The following is a 22958-nucleotide window of genomic DNA, read 5'->3' on the forward strand; positions in this document are numbered from 1 at the left end:
TATGATCGGTGTGGCGGCGATGTGCCAATAGCAGCGCAGAGGGGCTGTCTTGCCTCTGACTAAACGCATTTAGGCAAGGCGCATAGCCCCTATTTTATCGCTAACATTGCATGACCGCTATGACCTGCGTTCATCGCAGGATCGGTGGCGCGTCCTTGGGTTGGCGTGCGGACTGAACGCCCGCTTTCATGCCTACGCCGATGCGCCGGGCCAAAGCGACCCACGGAGTGGCTGTTTCCGGGGGCAGCGTCTGGGTTGCGACCTCTTCAAAAAGGTCCAGCCAATGGGCAAAGAACTCGGGTTTCACGTCCGGCCGTTCGATATGAACCCGTTGCGGGTTTCCGTCATAGCTGCGCTCGAACAGAATCGCATTGCGCCAAAAAGCGGCGATCTTTTCTTCATGTGCGGGCCAGTCGTGTACGTGATTGTTGAAAACAGGCCCCAGCACTGTGTCTTCGCGCACTCGGGCATAGAAAGCGTGGACCTGCGCGTTGATTTGGTCAGGTGTTGCGGGAAAGCGCGGAGGCAAGGTGGGTCTGGTCATTACGGCCCCGGGTTTCGACTCTGTTCTTGGGCAGTACCTCTTTCTGCTGCCAGGCTACAGAGGTGGTTTTGTCGCGCGGCTCCGGTGTCAGCAGGTGCCGTATCAAGGCCACCGGATGCGCCTTGAGGCTGAGGCGGGTGGCGACGTAATCCTCGACCACCTGTTCACCCAGCGTCATCTGCGGCAAGTATGCTTCGGGCTCGTCCAGTGCCTCGCCCTCCAGATCCTGCGAGAACAGCGGCAGCGGTTTTGCGGTCGCAATCGCCTTGGCCTGCCACAGTGCTTCGCGCCGGGTCAGGTCGCAGGCGGCAAAGGCATCAGCCTCGGCCAGGCGTTCGATCACCGAAGGGCCAAGGCCCGCACGGCGCCAGACATCGTCGACCTGATGGTAGCCATTGCCGCGCGCGGCGGTGAGCCAGCTGGCATCTTCTTCGCTTAGCCCCTTGATCTGGCGAAAGCCCAGCCGCAGGGCCAACCCGCCATGGCCATCGGGCTCCATCACATTGTCCCAGAAGCTGGCATTGATGCAGACCGGGCGCACCTGAACCCCGTGTTCGCGTGCGTCCCGCACGATCTGGGCGGGCGCATAGAACCCCATCGGCTGCGAGTTCAGCAGCGCGCAGGCAAAAATCCCCGGGTGGTGGCATTTGATCCAGGCCGAGGCATAGACCAGCAGCGCAAAGCTGGCCGCGTGGCTTTCGGGGAAGCCATATGACCCGAACCCTTCGATCTGTGAGAAGCATCGCTCGGCAAAATCATCCTCATAGCCGTTACGCTCCATCCCGCGCAGGAACAGGGCGCGGAATTCGCTGACATTGCCATGCTTCTTGAAGGTGGCCAGAGACCGCCGTAACCGGTCGGCCTGTTCCGGGGTAAAGCCCGCACCGACAATGGCGATCTGCATCGCCTGTTCCTGAAACAGCGGTACGCCCAGCGTTTTACCCAGCACCTCACCCAATTCGTCCGAAGGGAAGCTGACCTCCTCCTCGCCATTCCGGCGGCGGATATAGGGGTGGACCATGTCGCCCTGAATGGGGCCGGGACGGATGATGGCGACCTCGATGACCAGATCATAGAAATTGCGCGGCCGCATCCGGGGCAGAAAGTTCATCTGCGCGCGTGATTCCACCTGAAACACGCCGATACTGTCGGCCTTGCAGAGCATGTCATAGACCGTGGGGTCCTCGGGCGGCAGGGTGGCCAGCGTATAGCCGGTCTGGTGGTGCTGGGTGATCAGATCGAACGCCTTGCGGATGCAGGTTAGCATCCCGAGGCTGAGGACATCGACCTTGAGGATGCCCAGACTGTCGATGTCGTCCTTGTCCCAGCAGATGACCGTGCGGTCCTCCATCGTGGCGTTTTCGATGGGGACAAGTTCGTCCAGTCGCCCCTCGGTGATGATGAAGCCGCCCACATGTTGCGATAGGTGGCGGGGGAAACCGTTGATCTCATAGACCAGCATTAGAGTCTGTTTTAGGCGCCGGTCCTCGGGGTCGAGGCCAATCTCGCGCATGCGTTGGGCTTCGAGCCCGGCGGCCGAAAAGAACCCCCAGAGCTGTGAAGAGAGCGCCGAGATCGTGTCTTCGGTCAGACCCATGGCGCGCCCGACCTCGCGGATGGCGCGCTTGCCGCGATAGTGGATGACGGTGGCGCAGAGACCGGCGCGGTGGCGACCATAGCGGTCGTAGATGTGCTGGATCACCTCTTCGCGGCGTTCGTGTTCGAAGTCGACATCGATATCGGGTGGTTCATCGCGCGCCTCGGAGACAAAGCGCTCAAAGACCATCGTGCCCATCTCGGGGCTGACCTCTGTGATGCCGAGGCAGAAACAGACCACCGAATTGGCCGCTGAACCGCGCCCCTGACAGAGGATGCCGCGGGAGCGAGCGAAATGGACGATGTCGCGGACGGTCAGGAAATAGGGCTCGTATTTCAGCTTGCCGATCAGGGTCAGCTCATGCGCCAGCATCTTCTTGGCCTTCTCTGACGCGCCTGCCGGATAGCGCCATTTCAGCCCCTCATGGGCCAGTCGATGCAGGCGTTCGGTAGGGGGCTCCTGCTCGCTGCCTTCGCTGGGGTATTCATAGCGCAACTCGTCGAGTGAGAATGTGAGCTGCTCGCTAAGCTCATAGGCGCGGGCGACAGCACCTTCGTGACCTTTGAATATACGCAGCATCTCGGACTCGGATCGTAGACGCCGCTCGCCATTAGCCAGCGCGTCACGGCCCAGTTCATCGACTTTGCGGCCTAGCCGAATTGCGGTCAGCACATCGGCCAGTTTGCGGCGCGCTCCGTGGTGCATCATCGGTGTAGCACTGGCAAGTGTTGGAATGCTGAGTTCCTTTGATTCAGTCTCTAATAAATAGAAAAACCTATTGTCTGCACCGTCATACCGAGGCTGCATCAACAGATGTATCCGCCCGGCAAAGCGGCGCGCCAGCTGTTGCGCTTGTGTGTGCCATGCGCTCGCGCCGCCCGGAGATCGGACCACCTGTGACCAGAGCAGCAGGTGGAGGCCGTCGGAGAATTCGAGCAGGTCGGACAGGTGCAGGATGCAGTCCCCTTTTTCAGCACGCAAGCGACCTTTGGATAGGATGCGACACAGGTTAGCCCAGCCCTGCCGGTTCAGGGGCAGGGCGGTGACAGTGGGCGCGTCGGTGAAAATCAATCGCGCTGCCGGGATCAGGCGGGGTACCGCGTGGATGGGATAAGAGGGCGGCTTGGGAATGTGATCCGGGCAGGGCGGACCGACTGACGTGTTCTGCGCCTCCCACTCCAGCCTCTCACGCACTTTGCGGACGATCTCGCGCGCCTGAGTGTGGGCGCGCACGATTCCAGCGACCGAGTTGTCATCAGCGATTGCAATAGCGGGCAGGCCGAGGGTGACGGCACGCTCCATATACTCCTCGGGGTGTGAGGCCCCGGTGAGGAATGTGAAATTCGACGTGATTGACAGCTCAGCATACATGGCGAGTCACTATTATATTCACGTTTTGTTCTTTTTCGAGTCCTTTGAGGCATTGCGCAGGAAACGGGTCGCCCAGGCACAAGATGACCGGCATGTTCGAGGCAGAGAAGGAGACATACCATGCTTAGAATTTCTGCCCTCCCTACCGAACAGGTTGAGGCCTACCGGAACGGTGCCCTGGATGGTTACGGCAATCCGCCAGAGCGGGTCGTATCGAACGGCCAGGGGAATCCATGCCGTCATTGTCTGACCTATATTCCAGAAGGCAAAGAGATGCTGGTTCTGGCTCATCGGCCTTTCCCCAAGACGCAATCTTTCGCAGAAACAGGGCCAATTTACCTTTGTTTAGAGTCTTGTGAACGGTATGAAGAGCCTGCAGAATTACCCGAAGCGCTGACAGCTTCCCCTAACTATCTGATCAAGGGGTACGGGTCGGATGATCGGATCGTCTATGGCACTGGGATCATCGCGCCGCAGACACAGTTACACCAAGCCGCCGAAGATATCTTTGCCCGAGAAGATGTCGCCTATATCCACATCCGATCGGCGCTAAACAATTGCTACCATGCGCGGATTGACCGGGCTTAAAGCTTGACCCGGTGCATACCCCGACGCGGCTGGTCCTGATCATCCGCAGGCGGTTCATCCGCGCGGCTGGAGGTCAGCGCTAGGAAGACGTCCTCAAGGTCGGCTTCTTCGGTACGGACATCGCGGATGCGAATATTGGCAGAGCGGACGGATTCCAGAACCTGTTCGGCGCTGGTCTGGGCGCTGCGATATTGCAGTACAAGGTTGCCGTCTTCGCGCAGAGCAGCCTCGACCCCCTCAGTTGCGGGAAGTTCCGCGACTGGGTTGTCGGGGACAATCACCATGGTTCGACTATCCATGCGGCCCAGCAGGTTAGCCGTACTATCCTGCGCGATCTTTTCGCCATGATTGATAATGGCGATCTCGTCACACATCTCTTGTGCTTCTTCCAGATAATGAGTCGTCAGGATGATGGTCATGCCCTGTTCGTTCAACTTGCGCACGTTGGTCCAAAGCATCTGGCGCAACTCAATATCCACGCCGGCTGTAGGTTCGTCCAAAACCAGGATCTTTGGGTGATGCACCAGCGCCTTAGCCAGCAGCAACCTCCGCCGCATCCCACCGGAAAGGGTGCGGGCATACGCTTCGGCTTTGTCGCTGAGGCCCACCAAGGCGAGAATCTCGTCGCTGCGGCGTTGTGCCTTGGGTACCCCATAAAGCCCGGCTTGAACCTCTAAAGCCCCACGTGGGGTAAAGAACGGGTCAAGATTCAGCTCTTGCGGCATAACACCAATTGCGGAGCGCGACTGGCGTGGGTTCTGATCCTGGTCGTATCCCCAGATAGAAACAGAGCCAGAAGATTTCACGACCAGGCCTGCCAAAATGTTGATCAGAGTAGATTTTCCGGCTCCGTTAGGGCCCAGAAGGCCAAACACTGATCCTTGCGGGACAGTGAGATCAACACCTTTCAACGCATGTTTCTCGGGTTGCCCCTTGCCGCCGCGATAGGTCTTGCGCAGCCCTTCAATCCTGATTGCCGCATCGCTCATGTGGCTCTTGCCCCCGGTTTGCTCATCGCTCATAAACGCACCTAATGTATGCCCGCGAGGCCGACAACCGAAGAAGGATCGCCAGCTGTGACAATCGAAGCGCCGGAAACCAAGATCGTCGAAACTGCCCGTGTCGCCTGTGATGGCGGTGAAGGTGCATTGGGCCATCCGCGCGTCTGGCTGCAAATTCCCGAGGATACCGGCTGGGTCGAGTGTCCCTACTGCGACTGCAAATACGTGCTTTCGGGGACTGAAGCAAATAGCTGAGAAGCTGGAACAGTCACTTGAGTCATTGCGGGCTTTTCATTCGTCGAAGCTCGGATGAGTGTTGGTGACACAGTGCAGGACGGAGGCCCGATGCTCTTTTCAGTGCAGCTTTTGCAACTGTCGGATCAGGACCTTCTTGCAACGGGTGGCCACAGAGATGTGTATGCCTACCCGGGTCAACCAGAGCTTTTGATCAAGGTGACAAGGCCGCGAACGCGCCGGAACCGGTCCTTCTCTAAGCGACTGGTTCGTCGGCTTTTGCCGGATTCTGCTTTTCGCAACGCGCTGAAAGAGATCGAGTGCGAGATGAAGGCCGCTTTGAAAAGCGGCGAGGCCATCGGAACATTACCTTTGGCGCGATCGTTTGGAATTGCACAAACAAATGTTGGGCCGGGGGTCGTCGTTGAAAAGATCCAATCCGAGGATGGCGATCTTGCGCACCACCTTCTATGGATGTGCAAACGGCAGCTTTTGAACAACGAAACTTTGGCTGAACTCAATGCCTTTGTGCATAAGCTATACGAATTTCAAATCGTAGGGCGGGACATTCACGAGCAGAATATTGTCTACGGGGTCCGTGACCAAGCCCGCATGTTTTTTCTGATTGACGGGTATGGCGAACGTAATCTTGTCCCCCTGCGTACCCTGAGCCGAAAGTTGAACGATCGCTCGTTGAACAAGCAGATGCAGTTGATCGCCGAGCGTACAGGGTTGAATTGGGACAAGTCGCTCAGGAAGTTCAGCGCCGCCTGACTGGGCATGGAAACCGTGCCGCTGATTCACGGTCAACGCGCGATCTTGACTGGCCACCCGTCCGGCCCTGTGGCAGAACCGTCCCTGACCGACAGGGAGAGCGCGCATGAGCAATTTCGGAAAAGGGTGTCATCTGCATCTGATCGATGGATCCGCCTTTATTTTCAGGGCCTATCATGCGCTGCCTCCGTTGACTCGGAAATCCGATGGATTGCCGATTGGCGCGGTGTCCGGGTTCTGCAACATGCTGCAGAAGTATGTCGAGGGGAATGCCGGGCCAGACGCGCCGACCCACGTGGCCGTGATCTTTGATAAGGGGTCACATACGTTCCGAAATGACCTTTATGATCTCTATAAGGCCAACCGAGAGGCTATGCCCGAGGATCTGCGCCCGCAGATGCCTCTGACCCGTGAGGCGACGCGCGCCTTTAACATCGCCTGCAAAGAGCTTGAGGGGTACGAAGCCGACGACATCATAGCTACGCTTGCTGTTCAGGCGCGGGATGCCGGCGGTCGCGTGACTATTGTCAGTTCGGACAAAGACCTGATGCAGCTGGTCGGCGGCGGGGTCGAGATGCTGGATGCGATGAAAAACAAGCGCATCGACAAGGATGGTGTGTTCGAAAAGTTCGGAGTGGACCCGGAGCGCGTGGTTGATGTACAGGCCTTGGCCGGGGACAGCGTGGATAACGTACCTGGGGCGCCGGGTATCGGGGTTAAGACAGCGGCTTTGCTGATCAACGAATATGGCGATCTTGAAACGCTGCTGGATCGCGCAGAAGAGATCAAACAGCCCAAGCGCCGCCAGACGCTAATCGAAAAGCGCGATCAGATCGAGCTGTCGAAAAAGTTGGTTCAGTTGGATGAGAACACACCTCTGGATTTCACCCTCGACGATCTTGAAGTGAAAGACCCCGATCCCGAGACCCTACTGGGCTTTCTCGCAGATATGGAGTTCCGCACCCTCACAAAGCGTATTGCAGACAAACTGGGTGCCGAGGCCCCGGTCATTGCCGACGCTCCCACGCCTGTTGCCGAAGAAATTGAGGCTGAAGCGATCCCGTTCGACAGTTCAAAATATGAATGCGTGCGGGATGCGGGCGCGCTGCAGAAATGGATCGATCAGGCCTATGAGCGTGGCTGGGTTGCGGTGGACACTGAGACCACTGGTCTGAATGAAATGATCGCCGATCTGGTGGGCATTTCACTGAGTATCGAGGCTGGTGAGGCCTGCTATATCCCACTGACGCACCGCGATGGATCCGCTGATGATCTGTTTGGATCGGACGCGCTGGCCGAGGGGCAAATGCCTCTGGAAGAGGCTCTAACACTGTTGAAACCGCTGCTCGAAGATCCCTCGATCATAAAGATCGGGCAGAACATGAAATACGATGCCAAGATATTTGCGCGCTACGGCATAGAGATTGCACCGATCGACGACACGATGCTGATGTCCTACGCGATGCATGGCGGTGAGCATGGGCATGGCATGGACACGCTGTCCGAACGTTATCTGACCCATACGCCAATCCCAATCAAGCCGCTGCTAGGGTCGGGCAAATCCGCGATTACCTTTGACAAGGTCGCGATTGATGAGGCCACAGCCTACGCGGCTGAGGATGCAGATATCACGCTGCGCCTTTGGCAATTGTTCAAGCCACAGCTTCACCGGGTGCAAGTGACGACAGTCTATGAAACGCTCGAACGTCCCTTGGTGCCCGTTCTCAAAGAAATGGAGATGCACGGCATCAAGGTCGATCGCGATGTTCTAAGCCGGATGTCGAATGCTTTTGCGCAGAAAATGGCCGGGTTAGAGTCTGAAATCCACGAGTTGGCTGGTGAGAACTTCAACGTCGGCTCGCCCGCGCAGCTGGGTGAAATCCTGTTCGACAAGATGGGTCTCGAAGGTGGCAAGAAAGGCAAGACTGGCAAATATTCGACCGGGGCTGATATTCTCGAGGATCTGGCGACCGAACACGAACTGCCGCGCCGCGTGTTGGACTGGCGGCAGCTGTCCAAGCTGAAATCGACCTACACGGATGCGCTGCAGACTCATATCAATCCGGATACGGGCCGGGTGCATACGTCTTATTCGATCACCGGGGCCAATACGGGTCGTCTAGCCTCGACCGATCCGAACCTGCAGAACATTCCCGTCAGGACTGAGGAAGGCCGCCGTATTCGTGAGGCGTTCATCGCCGAGCCGGGTAATGTAATGGTCAGCCTCGATTATAGCCAGATCGAACTGCGGATTTTGGCGCATATCGCTGATATTCCAGCCTTGAAACAGGCGTTTGCGGATGGGCTGGATATTCACGCCATGACGGCTTCTGAGATGTTCGACGTGCCGCTTGACGAGATGACACCAGACATTCGCCGTCAGGCCAAGGCGATCAACTTTGGTGTAATTTATGGCATCTCGGGCTTTGGTCTGGCGCGCAATCTGCGCATCCCGCGGGCCGAGGCGCAGGGCTTTATCGACCGCTACTTCGAACGGTTCCCGGGTATTCGGCGCTATATGGATGATACGGTCGCGTTCGCCAAAGAGCATGGCTATGTGCAGACGTTGTTTGGACGCAAAATTCATACCCCCGAGATCAACGCCAAGGGGCCGCATGCAGGATTCTCGCGTCGCGCGGCGATCAACGCGCCGATTCAGGGGACCGCAGCGGATGTGATCCGACGCGCGATGGTACGTATGCCGGGCGCGATCAACGGGCTGCCCGCCAAGATGCTGCTGCAGGTACATGACGAATTGCTGTTCGAAGTGGCGGAAGGTGCAGTGGATCAGGTGATCGACGTAGCGCGCGACGTGATGGAAGGCGCGTCAGATCCGGCGGTGAAACTGGATGTGAAGCTGAGTGTGGATGCCGGACAGGGCGCCAACTGGGCCGAGGCACACTAAGGCGCGCTGCTCGTCAGGCCCTCTTCGAAGCGGGTCAGTCTTGGGGGCTGACCAGACGGTTGACGAAGCGTTGCACAGCGGGCCCCAACAGCAGGATGACGGTGAAGGCAATGGGCCAGCAGAAGGCCCAGGATGCCAACCAATCTTGTAAGGTGGTAGGTCCCATACCAATAGCCTTGACCGTTGCAATGCCAGTCACGATGCAGGACATAAGGCCAGACATGATCAGGCTGAACAACGCGCGGGCAAAGCGGGCAGGGATCATTGCAGGCATCCTTGTGTTCGTGAATTGTTGGTTTGCGGCATTATAAGCCCAAATGCCACAATTCGTTTTCGGTTGACTACGCTACAACCACCCCAATGTTTCAGTCGTTCGAGGTTTGGACGGCGAGTATTCTGCACTGACCCAGCCAGTGTAACCTGCTGTTTCCATTGCCTCGAAGAGTAACGCGAAATCAGTTGGGCCGCGTCCCGGTTCGGAACGGTCGGGTGCAGAACCGATCTGTGCGTGTGTCACACGAGGATGGTAACGGTTCCAGACAGCGTGCGCGTCGCCATGAATCATGTGGGCGTGAAAACTGTCATATTGCAGGCCTAGGTTGGGGCGATCCACGCGGTCCAGAACCTCGATCGCCAGGTCGTAATCGTTAAGAAAATACCCCGGCTGCGAAACCGGGTTGAGTGGTTCGATCGTAAAGTTTTGCTGAGGTGCAAAATCAGCGGCCCATTGCAGGTTGCGTACAAAACAGTCCATCGCACGCGGCCCTGAGGCGTAACCTGACATGATGTGGATCAGCCCCGGGCGCAACATGTCCGCGTACCTGAGAACGCGCCGGATATCCGATTGGAACCTTGCCTCTCCGTCTGGAACGGCGGCATAGCCCGGTTCGCCTCCGGTATAGTTGGGCGGTGGCGCGTTGATCAGCACAAGTTCGAGCCCGTTGGCCAGCAGGGCGCGGCGCGTTTCCTTTGCTGCCAGTTCGTAGGGGAAGAGAATCTCGACAGCCTTAAATCCCGCGTCAGCCGCAGCTTGAAACCGTTCCAGATAGGGAAGTTCGGTAAAAAGAAGTGAGATATTGGCAGCAAATTTAGGCATGAGTGGCCCCGGGCAGTTGGTAGCGGAACCATAACCGTGCCGAGTTTTCAGTGAAAGGGACTGAAAACGACAGATTGTCGAAAATCGGCCAGATCGCTTTCAACAAATCAGCGACGTTCCGAAGAATACGGCGAATCATTTTTTCGGCGCCGTGCCAACAGAAGGTATGAACCCATGGCAATGAGCCCTGATCCCGTGCGCGGGAACACTCTCTCTGTGTCTGGTGGTGGAAATTCCGCCTTGTCCGGCAATGGCTTGGCTGTTGCGTCAATGTTGACATGGGCAGCCGGGTTTCCAGCGGCTGAGGTACTGTTGCAGAGTTGGCCTCCGGTTGCGTTGTTCGCGGCTAGATTGTTGCTGGCCGTGGCAGTCATGGTGCCGATCTGGCTTTTTATTGATGGCCTGAACCGTGTTCTGCGCGCCCGTTGGGGGCACGCGTTGTTTGTTGGTGGAATGCTGGGTGTGGGCATGTTCCTGATCATTCTGGCGCAAAAGATGACCGATCCTGTGACCGTGGCCATCATCGCCTCATGTGCGCCGTTGTTTGCCACACTTATTGAACTTGCGACGGGAACGCGCCGGTTGCGGTGGAACTTTGCCTTTGGCGTGATCGTTTCGATTGTTGGTGGTCTGATTGCCACCAGCGCTGTAGCTCCTGCTCAACTGGGGCTTGGTGCAGCCTGTGCCATCGTATCCACCGGGCTGTTCTGTTGGGCCTGCATGGCGACAGCGCGCGATTTTCCTGAACTCAGCCAGACCGGACGCAGCACCATTACTTTTGCGGGCGGGCTGGTTGTAGCGTTGCTGCTGTTCTTCGTGGCAGGTCAAATGGGCATGGAGGTCATGCCGACAGCGCCCATCGACGTTCAGCAGATCGGTATGCTGGGAATCTACGCTCTGGTGGCGATGGGGGTCAGCCAAGTTCTGTTCATCTCATCAGTCGGAAGACTGGGCGTGGCGCTTGCCTCATTCCATATCAACATCGCACCCTTCTACGTGATGCTGATCATGCTGGTGCTGGGGGAAGAGTGGAATTGGACCCGCGCGCTGGGCGCGGGGATCGTTGCCATGGCGGTTGTGCTGGCGCAGGATAGGAAGGTTGCCAAACCAGCTTAATCTGGCAAATCTTCGGACTTGATCAGGGGGAAAAACTGCCCTCCCGACCAGACGCCGAACCATTCACCATTGTGTTCGGCGATGTCCACGAGCCGATAGAAACTCTTGCGATCGATCCGCGCCTCAAGATTCGCTCGAACCAATATGTATGGTGACGGCTCATCTGTTTCTGAATCAATCACAATTCGGATCGGATGATCTAATCCAGCCACCGCTGTATCGCCGACTTGGGTCTTAAAATTCAGGGTTTGGTCTTTGCCTAGACCGTTAGTATCGAAATCGACGGCCACAAAAGGTGCGTCCTCGACGGTGATTCCCACCTTTTCGACCGGGGTCACCAGATAGTATTTCCCATCTTCTTTCTTAAGAATTGAGGAAAAAAGCTTCACAAGCTCGAACCGATTGATGGGCGAACCTAAATAACTCCAAGTGCCATCTTTTGCGATCTTGATGTCCAGATCGCCGCAAAACGGAGGATTCCACAGGTGAACAGGGGGTAAACCCTTGGATTTGGCCGCTTTAACTGATGCAGCCAGGCCATCAGGCGAAGGTGTCACAGGTTTTTGTCCGCTCATTACTTTTGCCATTTCCTCTCAGCGCGATACACTTCAATCATAATAGTCCACGGAAGGGAAAGTCATGACCGAACCTGCCGACCTCGTGTCCGAGATCGAAGCGCTGGAAACTAAACTGCAAGAGGCCAAGTCCTCGATCACCCGTCGCTTTATCGGACAGGAAAGGGTCGTGGACCTGACCCTGACCGCGCTGCTATGCGGCGGACATGCGCTGCTGATCGGTCTGCCAGGACTTGGCAAAACACGTCTGGTCGAAACGCTCTCTACCGTAATGGGCCTGCATGGCAACCGCATTCAGTTCACGCCTGACCTGATGCCCGCCGATATCCTTGGGTCCGAGGTTTTGGATACTGCGGATGACGGTTCGCGGCATTTCCGCTTCATTCAAGGCCCGATCTTTTGCCAGTTGCTGATGGCAGATGAGATCAACCGGGCAAGTCCGCGAACGCAATCAGCTCTCCTGCAGGCGATGCAGGAACGCACCGTGACCGTAGCAGGTGAGGACCGTTCGCTGGGTGAGCCGTTCCACGTGCTTGCCACCCAAAACCCGATTGAGCAGGAGGGCACTTATCCGCTGCCCGAGGCGCAGTTGGACCGCTTCCTGGTACAGATCGATGTAGAATATCCGGATCGTCAGACCGAGCGGGACATCCTATTGGCGACCACAGGCGTCGAAGAAGACGAGGCGCATCAGATCTTTAGCAAAGAGGATCTGCTGGCCGCGCAAGTTCTGCTGCGCCGTATGCCTGTCGGAGAGTCGGTGGTTGAACTGATCCTCGATTTGGTCCGAGCCTTCCGCCCCGACGAGGCGGGCGTATCTGATCGTGTGGCCGAGACCGTGGCTTGGGGCCCCGGACCTCGTGCGGCACAGGCTTTGATGATGACAGTGCGCGCAAGGGCGATGCTTCAAGGGCGGTTGGCCCCTAACGCCGAGGATGTGTTGGATATGGCCCGCCCCGTGCTCAGCCACCGGATGGCACTGAACTTCGCGGCGCGGGCGCGTGGCGACAGCCTTGCCGATCTGATTGAATCCACCGCTGCCGGGCTGATCCGCACTGAGGCTGCGGCGTGAATGCCGCGCTGACCCTTCGCGAAAGATCCGAGGCCGAAGCGTCCCGGCTGCCGCCCCTTTTGGCACGTGCTGAACATCTGGCCGGAACAGTGTTGCTAGGTGACCACGGGCGCAGACGGTCGGGCCTGGGCGATGATTTTTGGCAATACCGTCCGGCTCAGATCGGCGATAGCCGCCGGATGATCGACCACAGACGCTCGGCGCGTGGGGATCAGCAGTTCGTGCGGGAACGCGAATGGCAGATTGCTCAGTCCGTCATGCTATGGGTGGATCAGGGCGCATCCATGCGGTTCTCTTCCGACAAGTCTCTGCCGTCCAAGGCAGACCGAGCGCGCCTGCTTGGCCTTTCAACGGCCATCCTGCTCGTGCGTGGTGGAGAGAGGGTTGGGCTGACCGGCACCACCTTACCGCCCCGGCGAGGGAATGCGCAGATCATCCGAATGGCTCAGGCATGGTCCGAAGACGCGGACTCGGATTATGCACCGCCGGAACATCGCGCCATGATTCCTCATGCGCGTGCAGTGTTCATATCCGATTTCCTGGGTCCGCTGGACGAGGTAGAGTTGGCCTTGACCAAGGCCGCAGATCGCGGTGTGCGAGGCGTTCTCTTACAAGTCCTTGATCCGGGCGAAGAGACTTTCCCTTATCGCGGTCGTACAATTTTCGAAAGTGTTGGCGGTTCGGTTCGGCATGAAACGCTCAAGGCCGGAGATTTGCGGGACCGTTATCTGGAGCGTCTAGCAGAGCGTAAGGATGCGCTAACGCAACTGTGCCGAGCGACCGGATGGCAATTGGGGCTGCATCACACCGGTGAAAGTGCGCAATCGGCTCTATTGTGGCTCTACCGCGCGCTTGACGGGGGAACGCGATGACGATTTTGGCGGGCATCGGATTTACCGCCCCTTGGGTGTTGCTGGGTCTTTTGACCCTGCCGATCCTGTGGTTGATCCTGCGCGCGGTGCCGCCCGCACCGATCAGACGATTGTTCCCGGCCGTTACTCTGCTGTTGGGCCTGAAGGACGACGAGAGTGTCTCGGACCGAACTCCCTGGTGGCTTTTGCTGCTGCGGATGCTGGCGGCCGCCGCAATCATCATCGGGCTGGCCGGGCCTGTACTTAACCCGTCACGTGACCAGACCGGTTCGGGTCCGCTGATGCTGGTGCTGGATTCAAGCTGGGCCGGGGCAACCCGTTGGCCTTCAACGCTCGATCAGATTGACGCGCAGCTGGCCGAAGCGGGCCGGGCCAATCGTACTGTTGCCATTCTAAGCCTGACTGACCCTGAAGTTCCTGTATTCCAATCGGCTGAGGATTGGCGCGGACGACTTCCGGGTCTAGCTCCGACGCCGTGGCAACCAACCCAAGTTCAGGTAGAGCAGATCTTGGCCGCGTTGAACCAAGTCGACGGGAGTTTTGATACCCATTGGTTCAGTGACCGACTGGACTATGACGGGCATGAAGAAATCCTGTCAGCGCTGCAGAGCCGAGGAGAAGTGTCGGTGTACCAAGCGCAGTCTTCGGTGATCGCACTGCTGCCTGTTGCGTATCAGGATGGGGTTATCCAGTTAACATCCCTGCGAGATGGGGCAGGTCCAACCGAGCGAATTACCGTTTTGGCTCAAGGACGCGATCCGGCGGGTGCTATGCGTGTCTTGCAATCGGTAGAAATGGTTTTCGAAAACGGTGAAACGCAGGCGCAGGTGGATCTAGCTTTGCCATCCGAGCTGCGAGCGCGGATTACGCGTTTCGAAGTTCAGGGTCAGCGTTCGGCTGGGGCCGTAACATTGACCGATGACAGTCTGCGCAGACGAGAGGTCGCACTTATTGCAGGGACTCTAAACCGCGAAGGGTTGGAGCTTCTGTCGCCTCTGCACTATCTGACGCAGGTTTTGATACCCACCGTCGACTTTGTGGATGGTGGATTGTCAGAGGTTTTGCCTGCGAATCCGGATGTGATTGTACTGGCCGACGTCGCAAAACTCTCGACTCCAGAGCAAACTGCATTGGTCGAGTGGGTTGAACAGGGGGGGCTTTTGCTTCGGTTTGCCGGCCCGCGTATGGCCGCCAGTGATCTCGGGCGCGATGCCGAGGATACGTTGCTACCCGTGCGGTTGCGCAGCGGGGGGCGGTCTGTCGGAGGTGCCATGAGCTGGGGCGAAGCCAAAGGGTTGGCACCGTTTGCCGAGAACTCGCCTTTCTATGGTCTGCAGGTTCCTGAAGATGTGACGGTTTCAACGCAAGTTATGGCCCAACCAGACCCTAATCTGGCGGATCGGGCTATCGCCTCGTTGTCGGACGGCACGCCGTTGGTCACGCGCAAGGCACTGGGTTTGGGGCAGGTGGTTCTGTTCCACGTCACGGCTGATGCCGAGTGGTCCAGTCTGCCGCTGTCGGGTTTGTTTGTTGAGATGTTGGACCGCTTGGCGGTCGCTTCAGCGGCTAAGTCTCGCCAGGAATCCCAGCTACAGGGGACCACTTGGGAGCCGATTCAAGTCATGGATGGTTTCGGTGCGTTGTCCGATGCGGGCAATCTGGCCGGTGTGGACGGGGTCGAGTTGTTGTCTGGAGAAATTGGTCCGGAGCTGCGCCCAGGCTTGTACGAAAGCGGCAAACAGAAGCTCGCATTGAATGTCCTGTCGGATGACATGGTCTTGCGCCCTGTGTCCTGGCCATCTGATGTGCCGATCAAGGGGCAAGAAGTAAGTACTGAGACGCCGATTGGTGGCATTTTGCTCAGCCTGGCCCTCCTGTTGTTGACGGTTGATGTCATTGCGTCTTTAGCCCTGTCGGGTCGTCTTGGTGTGGCTAAGGCAGCTGCTGTTGCACTGGGGGCCATGCTGCTTGTGCCAGAAGCGCAAGCGCAAACTCCAGAAGATACCGAGTTTGCCCTGAATGCGACACAGGAACTGGTGCTGGCCCATGTGCTGACTGGTAACGCGCAGGTAGATGATGTTGCAGGTGCCGGTATGCGTGGATTGGCGCAAACATTATTCTATCGCACTTCGGTTGAACCGGCCGAGCCCTTAGGGGTTGATCTCGAACGTGACGAGTTGGCTTTCTTCCCGTTGCTCTATTGGCCGATCACCCCTGATCAACCGCAACCATCGGAAGAAGCGTATACCAAACTCAACGCCTATTTGCGGTCCGGCGGCATGATCCTTTTCGATACCCGGGATGCCGACATTGCCCGTTTTGGTGCCGCTAGCCCCAATGGACGTAAGCTACAGCAGCTCGCCGCGCCACTGAATATACCGTCGTTAGAGCCTGTTCCCCGCGATCACGTTCTGACGCGTGCATTTTATTTGCTACAAGATTTCCCCGGTCGCTATTCGGGTACTGAGGTCTGGGTCGAAGCCGCTCCTTTGGATGCCGAACAGATTGAGGGGATGCCATTTCGCAATCTTAATGACAACGTGACCCCGGTGGTTATTGGTGGCAACGACTGGGCGGGTGCTTGGGCGATTGACCGCAACGGGCAATCCTTGTTGCCAGTCGGGCGCGGCTATGCGGGCGAGCGCCAGCGCGAGTTGGCCAATCGTTTTGGGGTCAATTTGGTAATGCATGTGCTGACTGGGAATTATAAATCCGATCAGGTCCACGTGCCTGCGCTTCTGGACAGGTTGGGACAATGACAGGAACAGTCATATTTGATCCGCTGATCCCATGGCCTGTACTGGCAATCGTCGCGACCATTGCGGTCTTGGGTGTCATACTGGCCCTTTGGCGTGGCTTGTCGGGTTGGGCGTTGCGTGGTCTGGCAGCTCTGATCGTAATTGCTGCCCTGACTGGCCCGGTCTACCAGATCGAGGATCGAGCGCCGCTGACCGACATCGTTCTGATGATCGAGGATGAAAGCGCCAGCCAAACGCTTTTGGACCGTGCAGAGCAAACTGCGCAAGTCGCTGAAGGGTTGGCTGCCGAAATCCAATCCCGCGAAAACACAGAGTTGCGGCGGATCAAGGTCGGCGATGGCCAGGGTGACGAGGGCACGCAGATCATGGCCGCGCTGAATACTGCGTTGGCTGAAGAGCCGCGCGCAAGGATCGCAGGTATTCTCGTGGTCTCAGACGGTATTGTGCATGATGTCGACCAGGCTCCTGACCTGCCTGCACCGATGCACTTGTTGCAAACCGGGCACGAGACGGACTGGGATCGGCGCCTGATTGTTCAAAACGCTCCAGCCTTCGCCATTATCGGTGAGCCGGTCACCTTGACGCTGCGGGTCGAAGATAGCGGTGCCGTCCCTGCGGGTGCTACCTCGGCGCCGCTTGAGATTTCTGTAGACGGCGGAGAGCCCGAACAGATTACCATCCCGATCGGTGTCGACGTTGAATTGCCGATAGTCCTGCCACATGGGGGGCGCAATGTCATTCAGTTCACCGTTCCAGAGGCCGAAGGTGAGCTGACCGATCGCAACAACACTGCGCTGATACAGATCAATGGTGTGCGTGACCGCCTTCGTGTTTTGCTGGTTTCAGGCGAGCCGCATCCTGGCGGACGCACATGGCGTAACCTTCTCAAGTCTGACAGTTCAGTCGATCTGGTACATTTCACCATTCTGCGCCCGCCCGAGAAACAGGACGGCGTGCCAGTAGATGAGCTTTCCCTGATTGCTTTCCCGACACGTGAGTTGTTTCTGGAAAAGATAAACGATTTCGACCTGATCATCTTTGATCGATACAAACGCCGCGGCATTCTGCCGGCGATTTATCTGGACAATGTCGCGAACTATATCAACGACGGTGGGGCGGTTCTGATCGCAGCCGGACCGGATTTTGCCAGCGCCGACAGCATCTTCCGCTCTCCACTGGCACCGATTCTGCCGGCTCAACCCACGGCACGGGTGATTGAAGAACGTTTTGTCCCCACGGTCACGGATCAGGGGCATCGTCACCCGGTTACGACAAACCTTGGAGATTCTGAGGATTGGGGGGCTTGGTTACGCCAGATTGATGTCAATCATCGGTCGGGTGAATTGTTGATGACCGGGGTAGATGATCGGCCATTGCTGGTGCTTGACCGTGTTGGCGAAGGCCGCGTGGCTCTGCTTGCATCAGATCATGCCTGGCTTTGGAGCCGTGGTTTCGAGGGTGGCGGACCTCAACTGGAACTGCTGCGCCGACTGGCACATTGGATGATGAAAGAGCCCGAGCTTGAGGAGGAAGCCCTTTGGGCTGAAGCCAACGGCAGAGTGATGCGTGTCATACGTCAGACTTTGGAAGATAACGTCGGACCGGTCACAGTAACGCGTCCAAACGGGGAAACTGCGGAGATTACGCTTGAAGAGGTCACCCCGGGGCGGTTTGAAGCCCTGTATTACGGCCCGGAAATAGGGCTGTATCGTCTACAGGAAGGCGACCAGATGGCGGTTATCGGCCTTGGACCAGCTGCGCCAAAAGAGTTCGAGCAAACAATCGCAACCGGCGAGGTCCTAGAGCCGGTGCTGGCCACGATGCGTGGTGGTGTTATCGAAATTGAAAATGGTTTGCCATCAATCCGCAACGTTCGGGCCGGTCGTCCGGCCTCGGGGCGCGGTTGGATCGGTCTGACCCCACGCAACGCCTATGAAACGCGTGACGTGACTCAAGCCGGTCTGCTGCCGCCATGGCTGGTGCTGCTGCTGGCCGGAGGATTCCTGCTTGGGGGCTGGCTGCGCGAGGGACGGCGCTAATTATTCGAACGCAACGCTTACCGTTGGATCGCCGGGCAACCCCGTGTAGGTGACTGACGCGCCGCCTTTGCCTTTTGCGGGTGGCACCAGCGGGCCAAACGAGCCGACCGAAATCAGGTCACCGGGCTGAAATTCAATACCTTTGGATATCAACCAAAGAACTGCATTCGCGGGGTGCCCGAGAACAGCTTCGCCCGGCGCCTCGGCTAATACTTCTCCGTCCGCTGCACTGAGCGTGACCGTCATCTCAGCCAACGCGCGTGCCATTGCCGAAGGATCCTCCACCGGAATTTCAGAGCCTAATACGCCTAATTTTGGCGCGACACCGATGGCTGTCAACGTAACGGGCGTGATCGGTTCCCCCTCGGCTAGAGTCAGGTCAGGAAGTTCGATGAAAGGTCGAATGGTCGAAATGCTCTCAACGACTTCTGCTGGGGTTGTGGCCTTATTTATCTGCGCATCGCCAACCACCAAAACGAGGTCGGCTTCGAAAACCGGACGCGCGCCCCAGTCTGATGGCACAGTGGCCCCATCTTCGAGCATCATATCTCGATAGAGGATGCCCCGCACTGGTTCAGACGCTCCGAACCGTTCTTGTGCGGGTTTGCTGGTCAGCCCGGCCTTGTATCCGACAATCGGCCCCATATGAGGCTCTAAAGCAGCTACAAGCTTGGCCTGACTGCATAAGGCGTCTTCAAAAGAGCCGTCCGCTGAAAGGGCCGCGGTGGGTGTGTTCGTGAGGTAATCCTGCACAAACCTGTCAATCTGGGCCTCCGAGGCGCATTCGGCCGCTGCATGGCCGCAAATTGCTAGGGCGCAAAGGGTGGAAAAGGAACGAATGAAATGCATGGCTGACCTCCCGGTTGGGCAAAACTCTGACATGTGCCTGAAAGCCAAAGCAACGATTTAAGCACTTTTTCACGGTCTGTCGGGATGCTGCGTTCGGATTATCCCGGGATCGGTACAGATGAGTCTTGCAGGAAAACTGGCACAGGAACGGCGCGCACGTCTGGCGGCAGAACGGCTTTTGGAGATGAAGCAGGCCGAATTGTCGGCCGCCAACAGAAAGCTGGGCCTACATGCCATGGCTTTGACCAAGCGTATTGGCGAAACCCAGGCCGAGGTGGAAACGGTTCGTGATGAAAACGAAAAGGTCAAATCGGATCTGACAGTTGCGAATGCCAAGATCGAAGTAGCCGAGCGCCGTTTGTGGCATTCGATTCAGACCATTCAGGATGGTTTTGCGTTTTTTGACGATCAAAGTCGCCTTATTGGCGCGAATGAAGCGTACCTTTCGCTGTTCCAAGGGCTGGATGAAGTGGCGTCGGGTATTGCTTATGAGCGAATTCTAGAGCTTCTGACCGAAGAAGGTCTGGTTGATATCGGGCCAGAACCCGCCGCAGATTGGCGGGCCAGAATGCTTAGACGTTGGAATGAGCCGCATCCCGATCCGGTCGTTATTAAGCTTTGGAATGGCCAGTACTTCAAGATGATCGATCAGCGTGGGAATGGCGGCGATGTCGTCAGTCTGGGGTTGAACATCACCACTTCGGTTCGGCATGAGGCCGAAATGGAGGCTGCTCGCGAGCGAGCAGAGGCGGCCAACCGCGCCAAGTCAGCCTTCCTGGCCAATATGAGCCACGAGATCAGGACACCAATGAATGGCATTGTGGGTATGACAGAGTTGCTGTCCGAGACCCCACTGGACGAAGAGCAGCGCCTATATCTCAACACGATCCGTAATTCTGGTGAGGCGCTGTTGGTCATCATAAACGACGTTTTGGATTATTCGAAAATCGAAGCGGACAAGTTGATCCTGCACCCTGAACAATTTGACTTCGAACGCTGTATTCTGGAGGTGGCGATGTTGCTGCAACCCAGAGTGCGGGACAAGGGGCTATCCCTACTGGTCGACTATGATCTGTTTCTGCCGACCTTGTTTGTGGGCGATCCGGGACGTGTTCGTCAGGTTCTTACTAATCTGGTGGGCAACGCGGTCAAATTTACTTCCACAGGCCATGTTCTGATCCGCGTAACTGGTGTTCCGAACACTGAAACCAACACCTGTGATATTCATGTAGCGATCGAAGACACGGGGATCGGTATTGCCTCAGACAAGGTTGGGCACATCTTTGGTGAGTTCAATCAGGTTGAGGGTGAGAAAAACCGTCAGTTTGAGGGTACCGGGCTGGGTTTGGCCATCACCAAACGTCTGGTCACTTTGATGGGTGGGACAGTTTGGGTCGAAAGCGATCCGGGGCAGGGCTCATGCTTTGGGTTTCGCGTGTCACTTCCCACTGCAGAAGGGCCTCAGCTTACGCCACCTGATTTGGCCGGGCGTCTGCGCCATGTGGTTGTCGTTGAAGATCTTGCAGTCAACCGCGCCATCCTTTCTAAACAGTTGGGGCGGCTGGGATCGCGCGTCACGGTTTGCGCGACCGGAGGAGAAGCTTTGGTTGCGATGGATGACAGCGTTGACCTATTGCTTTGTGACTACGACTTACCTGATATGGACGGGCTGGAACTAGCGACCACGCTAAACGACCGTGGTTGGACAGATCTGCCAATTGTGGTGATGTCAGCCAATCCCGGAGTTGTTTGTTCCGATCCGGCAAGCCATCTGATCGAGGGTGTTCTTCAAAAACCAATCCCGCGGGCCGAGCTTTATGCGCGACTGACGGCTCTTGGCCAAGAAAAGTCAGCAACGGATCAGCCTCGCCCGGCATCAGGCGTTTCCAAATCTGTGGGAAGCAAGAGTATGCAGCGGCCGATGCGTGTATTGGCGGCCGAGGACAATCGCACCAATCAGCTAATCCTAAAGAAGATGGTCAAAGACCTGAATATAGACCTGCACTTCGTATGCAACGGGGTTGAGGCGGTGGAAGCCTATAAGAAATTCCAGCCGGATCTGGTGTTCATGGATATTTCGATGCCTCAAATGGACGGTAAACAGGCCACTGCGGAAATTCGTCGACGGGAAATCGAAACGAGGCGCCATGTGCCGATTGTAGCGCTGACCGCTCACGCGATGGCCGGGGATGATCAGGGGATACTATCCGCAGGACTGGATCACTATCTGACCAAACCACTACAAAAAAAGAAGATTCATCAGATGATCTTAGACCATCAGCCCGAAGGGGTTTTGCCAGTCATTGCCGCGGGCGATTTGGCTGGCTAGGTTAAATTCATGTCTGATCGTGGATTTCACCCTCGTGGTTTGGGCGAGATAGCCATTCGTTGTGCCAACATGGCCGACATGGTCGAGTTTTATGAAAACGTGATTGGTTTGGAGCGTCTGACGGGCGATCACAACAGTTCCATCACCTTTTTTCGAATTGCCGAAGGGGTCGGGGGGCATACACAAGTGCTTGCCCTTTTCCACCATACGGCTGCTCCGCGACCGGGATTGCATCCAATCGGTGACGAAACCCCTGTTACCGGGTCTGGATCGTCACTGCATCACATCGCGCTCTCGTTGCCCTTTGTCGAGCAAGAGGCAGTGATGCAGTGGTACGACAAGATCGGTCAGCCTTACCGAGTTGAGCAGTTCGGCTGGATCGGCTGGCGTGGTATTTTCACAGAAGACCCCGAAGGAAATACTGTCGAGCTGGTCGCCTATGACAAATCCATGCTGGGTCAGGACTGATACGGGCGCACAAAAACAGGCTTGTCCTCATCCGATAGATCAGGGCGGTACTCATAGCCACCAGAGTCAAAGTCCAGCAGACCTTTGGGATCCGTCAAACGATGCTGAATCACATAACGCGCCATAGCGCCGCGCGCTTTTTTCGCAAAAAAGCTGACGATTTTCGGAACGCCGGCTTTGTCTTCCATAAAGACCGGAGTGATCACTCTCAGTTTCAGCGCCTTTGGGTCCACTGCTCCAAAGTACTCCTGACTGGCGCAGTTCACCAGAACATCGCTGCCGATCTCGGCACCTTGCGCATTCAACGCTTTGCTCAACTGGTCGCGCCAGTATTCGTACAGGTTTTTACCACGACGGGTTTTCAGCTTGCTGCCCATCTCAAGGCGGTAGGGCTGAATGGAATCCAGCGGGCGCAACAGGCCGTACAAGCCCGAAAGGATGCGAAGGTGATCCTGTGCCCATGCCATTTCTTCGCCGTCCAGCGAGGCGGCTTCAAGCCCTTGGTAGGTATCACCGGCAAAAGCAAGGGCCGCGGGACGCGTGACATCGACGTTAGGCGCCTCGGCAAAGGCGCGATAACGGTCGCGATTCAGTCGGGCCAAGTCATCGCTGAGGTCCATCAGCTTTTTCAGATCACCCAATGTCAAATTGCGCGCGGTTTTTGACAGGCGAATTGCGTCGTCCTGAAAGTCGGGTTGGGTGACCTCAATGTCCCGTTCTGTCCAGTCCAGCCGCTTGGCCGGGGAAACCACTACCAGCATATCCACCC

Annotated in this window: 19 protein-coding genes; 11 read left to right on the plus strand and 8 right to left on the minus strand. The window is 57.2% G+C overall.

Annotated features, from left to right (window positions below):
- Positions 1-130: 130 nt before the first annotated feature.
- Both ACR0EO_RS11980 and ACR0EO_RS11985 read right to left on the minus strand, forming a co-directional pair.
- Complete coding sequence (locus tag ACR0EO_RS11980; protein ID WP_480690158.1) at positions 131-544, minus strand: group III truncated hemoglobin; 414 nt, start codon at positions 542-544, stop codon at positions 131-133.
- On the minus strand, positions 501-3512 hold the full coding sequence (locus ACR0EO_RS11985; protein ID WP_480690160.1) for an error-prone DNA polymerase: 3012 nt from the start codon (positions 3510-3512) through the stop codon (positions 501-503). Before ACR0EO_RS11985 ends, ACR0EO_RS11980 begins: the two co-directional genes overlap by 44 nt.
- Positions 3513-3632: 120 nt before the next feature.
- On the opposite strand from ACR0EO_RS11985, the gene ACR0EO_RS11990 reads away from it, so the two are divergent.
- Positions 3633-4100: a DUF1203 domain-containing protein gene (locus tag ACR0EO_RS11990; RefSeq protein WP_480690162.1), complete on the plus strand. Its 468-nt coding sequence runs from the start codon at positions 3633-3635 to the stop codon at positions 4098-4100.
- On the opposite strand, the gene ACR0EO_RS11995 is transcribed toward ACR0EO_RS11990, so the two are convergent.
- Positions 4097-5089: an ABC transporter ATP-binding protein gene (locus ACR0EO_RS11995; RefSeq protein ID WP_480690443.1), complete on the minus strand. Its 993-nt coding sequence runs from the start codon at positions 5087-5089 to the stop codon at positions 4097-4099. The genes ACR0EO_RS11990 and ACR0EO_RS11995 overlap by 4 nt on opposite strands.
- 87 nt (positions 5090-5176) lie before the next feature.
- Between ACR0EO_RS11995 and ACR0EO_RS12000 the strand changes: the two genes are divergently transcribed.
- The 3 genes from ACR0EO_RS12000 to polA all read left to right on the plus strand — a co-directional run bounded on the left by ACR0EO_RS12000 (position 5177) and on the right by polA (position 9014).
- Positions 5177-5356, plus strand: coding sequence for a zinc-finger domain-containing protein (locus tag ACR0EO_RS12000; protein WP_480690164.1), 180 nt, complete (start codon positions 5177-5179; stop codon positions 5354-5356).
- Positions 5357-5410: 54 nt separating this feature from the next.
- On the plus strand, positions 5411-6109 hold the full coding sequence (locus ACR0EO_RS12005; RefSeq protein WP_480690166.1) for a YrbL family protein: 699 nt from the start codon (positions 5411-5413) through the stop codon (positions 6107-6109).
- 106 nt (positions 6110-6215) lie between these two features.
- Entirely contained in the window at positions 6216-9014 is a 2799-nt protein-coding gene (polA, locus tag ACR0EO_RS12010; protein WP_480690168.1) for a DNA polymerase I, read from the plus strand.
- Between the two features lie 34 nt (positions 9015-9048).
- On the opposite strand, the gene ACR0EO_RS12015 is transcribed toward polA, so the two are convergent.
- Both ACR0EO_RS12015 and ACR0EO_RS12020 read right to left on the minus strand, forming a co-directional pair.
- Complete coding sequence (locus tag ACR0EO_RS12015; protein ID WP_480690170.1) at positions 9049-9279, minus strand: DUF2798 domain-containing protein; 231 nt, start codon at positions 9277-9279, stop codon at positions 9049-9051.
- An 81-nt stretch (positions 9280-9360) separates the two neighbouring features.
- Positions 9361-10110, minus strand: a complete 750-nt coding sequence (locus ACR0EO_RS12020) for a hydroxypyruvate isomerase family protein (RefSeq protein ID WP_480690172.1) — start codon at positions 10108-10110, stop codon at positions 9361-9363.
- Between the two features lie 180 nt (positions 10111-10290).
- On the opposite strand from ACR0EO_RS12020, the gene ACR0EO_RS12025 reads away from it, so the two are divergent.
- Positions 10291-11226: a DMT family transporter gene (locus tag ACR0EO_RS12025; RefSeq protein ID WP_480690174.1), complete on the plus strand. Its 936-nt coding sequence runs from the start codon at positions 10291-10293 to the stop codon at positions 11224-11226.
- On the opposite strand, the gene ACR0EO_RS12030 is transcribed toward ACR0EO_RS12025, so the two are convergent.
- On the minus strand, positions 11223-11801 hold the full coding sequence (locus ACR0EO_RS12030; RefSeq protein WP_480690176.1) for a DUF1285 domain-containing protein: 579 nt from the start codon (positions 11799-11801) through the stop codon (positions 11223-11225). The genes ACR0EO_RS12025 and ACR0EO_RS12030 overlap by 4 nt on opposite strands.
- 64 nt (positions 11802-11865) lie before the next feature.
- On the opposite strand from ACR0EO_RS12030, the gene ACR0EO_RS12035 reads away from it, so the two are divergent.
- From ACR0EO_RS12035 to ACR0EO_RS12050, 4 genes are read left to right on the plus strand one after another with little or no spacing between them, the layout of a single operon-like run.
- A complete protein-coding gene (locus tag ACR0EO_RS12035) occupies positions 11866-12873 on the plus strand; it encodes an AAA family ATPase (protein WP_480690178.1) in 1008 nt (335 codons plus the stop codon).
- Positions 12870-13745 (plus strand): DUF58 domain-containing protein, encoded by an 876-nt coding sequence (locus ACR0EO_RS12040; RefSeq protein ID WP_480690180.1) that lies wholly within the window; start codon positions 12870-12872, stop codon positions 13743-13745. The genes ACR0EO_RS12035 and ACR0EO_RS12040 overlap by 4 nt, the downstream gene beginning before the upstream one ends.
- A complete protein-coding gene (locus ACR0EO_RS12045) occupies positions 13742-16504 on the plus strand; it encodes a DUF4159 domain-containing protein (protein WP_480690182.1) in 2763 nt (920 codons plus the stop codon). The genes ACR0EO_RS12040 and ACR0EO_RS12045 overlap by 4 nt, the downstream gene beginning before the upstream one ends.
- Positions 16501-18543: a hypothetical protein gene (locus ACR0EO_RS12050; RefSeq protein ID WP_480690184.1), complete on the plus strand. Its 2043-nt coding sequence runs from the start codon at positions 16501-16503 to the stop codon at positions 18541-18543. The genes ACR0EO_RS12045 and ACR0EO_RS12050 overlap by 4 nt, the downstream gene beginning before the upstream one ends.
- Here ACR0EO_RS12050 and ACR0EO_RS12055 read toward each other — a convergent pair whose 3' ends face one another.
- A complete protein-coding gene (locus ACR0EO_RS12055; protein ID WP_480690186.1) occupies positions 18544-19392 on the minus strand; it encodes a 2-keto-4-pentenoate hydratase in 849 nt (282 codons plus the stop codon).
- A 118-nt stretch (positions 19393-19510) separates the two neighbouring features.
- Between ACR0EO_RS12055 and ACR0EO_RS12060 the strand changes: the two genes are divergently transcribed.
- Both ACR0EO_RS12060 and ACR0EO_RS12065 read left to right on the plus strand, forming a co-directional pair.
- Positions 19511-21721, plus strand: a complete 2211-nt coding sequence (locus tag ACR0EO_RS12060; RefSeq protein ID WP_480690188.1) for a response regulator — start codon at positions 19511-19513, stop codon at positions 21719-21721.
- Between the two features lie 9 nt (positions 21722-21730).
- On the plus strand, positions 21731-22189 hold the full coding sequence (locus tag ACR0EO_RS12065) for a VOC family protein (RefSeq protein WP_480690190.1): 459 nt from the start codon (positions 21731-21733) through the stop codon (positions 22187-22189).
- Here the strand turns inward: ACR0EO_RS12065 and yaaA are convergent.
- The gene (yaaA, locus tag ACR0EO_RS12070) at positions 22180-22950 is read right to left on the minus strand and encodes a peroxide stress protein YaaA (RefSeq protein ID WP_480690192.1); all 771 of its coding nucleotides are present in this window, start codon (positions 22948-22950) and stop codon (positions 22180-22182) included. The genes ACR0EO_RS12065 and yaaA overlap by 10 nt on opposite strands.
- Positions 22951-22958: the final 8 nt, after the last annotated feature.

This window comes from Ruegeria sp. BE9 (genome assembly GCF_056538765.1).

Excerpts from the sequence above, each read along its gene's own strand:
- ACR0EO_RS11990 (WP_480690162.1), top strand. The coding sequence starts at position 3,633 with ATGCTTAGAATTTCTGCCCTCCCTACCGAACAGGTTGAGGCCTACCGG.
- ACR0EO_RS12045 (WP_480690182.1), top strand. The coding sequence starts at position 13,742 with ATGACGATTTTGGCGGGCATCGGATTTACCGCCCCTTGGGTGTTGCTG.
- ACR0EO_RS12065 (WP_480690190.1), top strand. The coding sequence starts at position 21,731 with ATGTCTGATCGTGGATTTCACCCTCGTGGTTTGGGCGAGATAGCCATT.
- ACR0EO_RS12035 (WP_480690178.1), top strand. The coding sequence starts at position 11,866 with ATGACCGAACCTGCCGACCTCGTGTCCGAGATCGAAGCGCTGGAAACT.
- ACR0EO_RS11985 (WP_480690160.1), bottom strand. The coding sequence starts at position 3,512 with ATGTATGCTGAGCTGTCAATCACGTCGAATTTCACATTCCTCACCGGG.
- ACR0EO_RS12050 (WP_480690184.1), top strand. The coding sequence starts at position 16,501 with ATGACAGGAACAGTCATATTTGATCCGCTGATCCCATGGCCTGTACTG.
- ACR0EO_RS12015 (WP_480690170.1), bottom strand. The coding sequence starts at position 9,279 with ATGATCCCTGCCCGCTTTGCCCGCGCGTTGTTCAGCCTGATCATGTCT.
- ACR0EO_RS12030 (WP_480690176.1), bottom strand. The coding sequence starts at position 11,801 with ATGAGCGGACAAAAACCTGTGACACCTTCGCCTGATGGCCTGGCTGCA.
- ACR0EO_RS11995 (WP_480690443.1), bottom strand. The coding sequence starts at position 5,089 with ATGAGCGATGCGGCAATCAGGATTGAAGGGCTGCGCAAGACCTATCGC.
- polA (WP_480690168.1), top strand. The coding sequence starts at position 6,216 with ATGAGCAATTTCGGAAAAGGGTGTCATCTGCATCTGATCGATGGATCC.
- yaaA (WP_480690192.1), bottom strand. The coding sequence starts at position 22,950 with ATGCTGGTAGTGGTTTCCCCGGCCAAGCGGCTGGACTGGACAGAACGG.
- ACR0EO_RS12060 (WP_480690188.1), top strand. The coding sequence starts at position 19,511 with ATGAGTCTTGCAGGAAAACTGGCACAGGAACGGCGCGCACGTCTGGCG.
- ACR0EO_RS12055 (WP_480690186.1), bottom strand. The coding sequence starts at position 19,392 with ATGCATTTCATTCGTTCCTTTTCCACCCTTTGCGCCCTAGCAATTTGC.
- ACR0EO_RS12005 (WP_480690166.1), top strand. The coding sequence starts at position 5,411 with ATGAGTGTTGGTGACACAGTGCAGGACGGAGGCCCGATGCTCTTTTCA.
- ACR0EO_RS12025 (WP_480690174.1), top strand. The coding sequence starts at position 10,291 with ATGAGCCCTGATCCCGTGCGCGGGAACACTCTCTCTGTGTCTGGTGGT.
- ACR0EO_RS12020 (WP_480690172.1), bottom strand. The coding sequence starts at position 10,110 with ATGCCTAAATTTGCTGCCAATATCTCACTTCTTTTTACCGAACTTCCC.
- ACR0EO_RS11980 (WP_480690158.1), bottom strand. The coding sequence starts at position 544 with ATGACCAGACCCACCTTGCCTCCGCGCTTTCCCGCAACACCTGACCAA.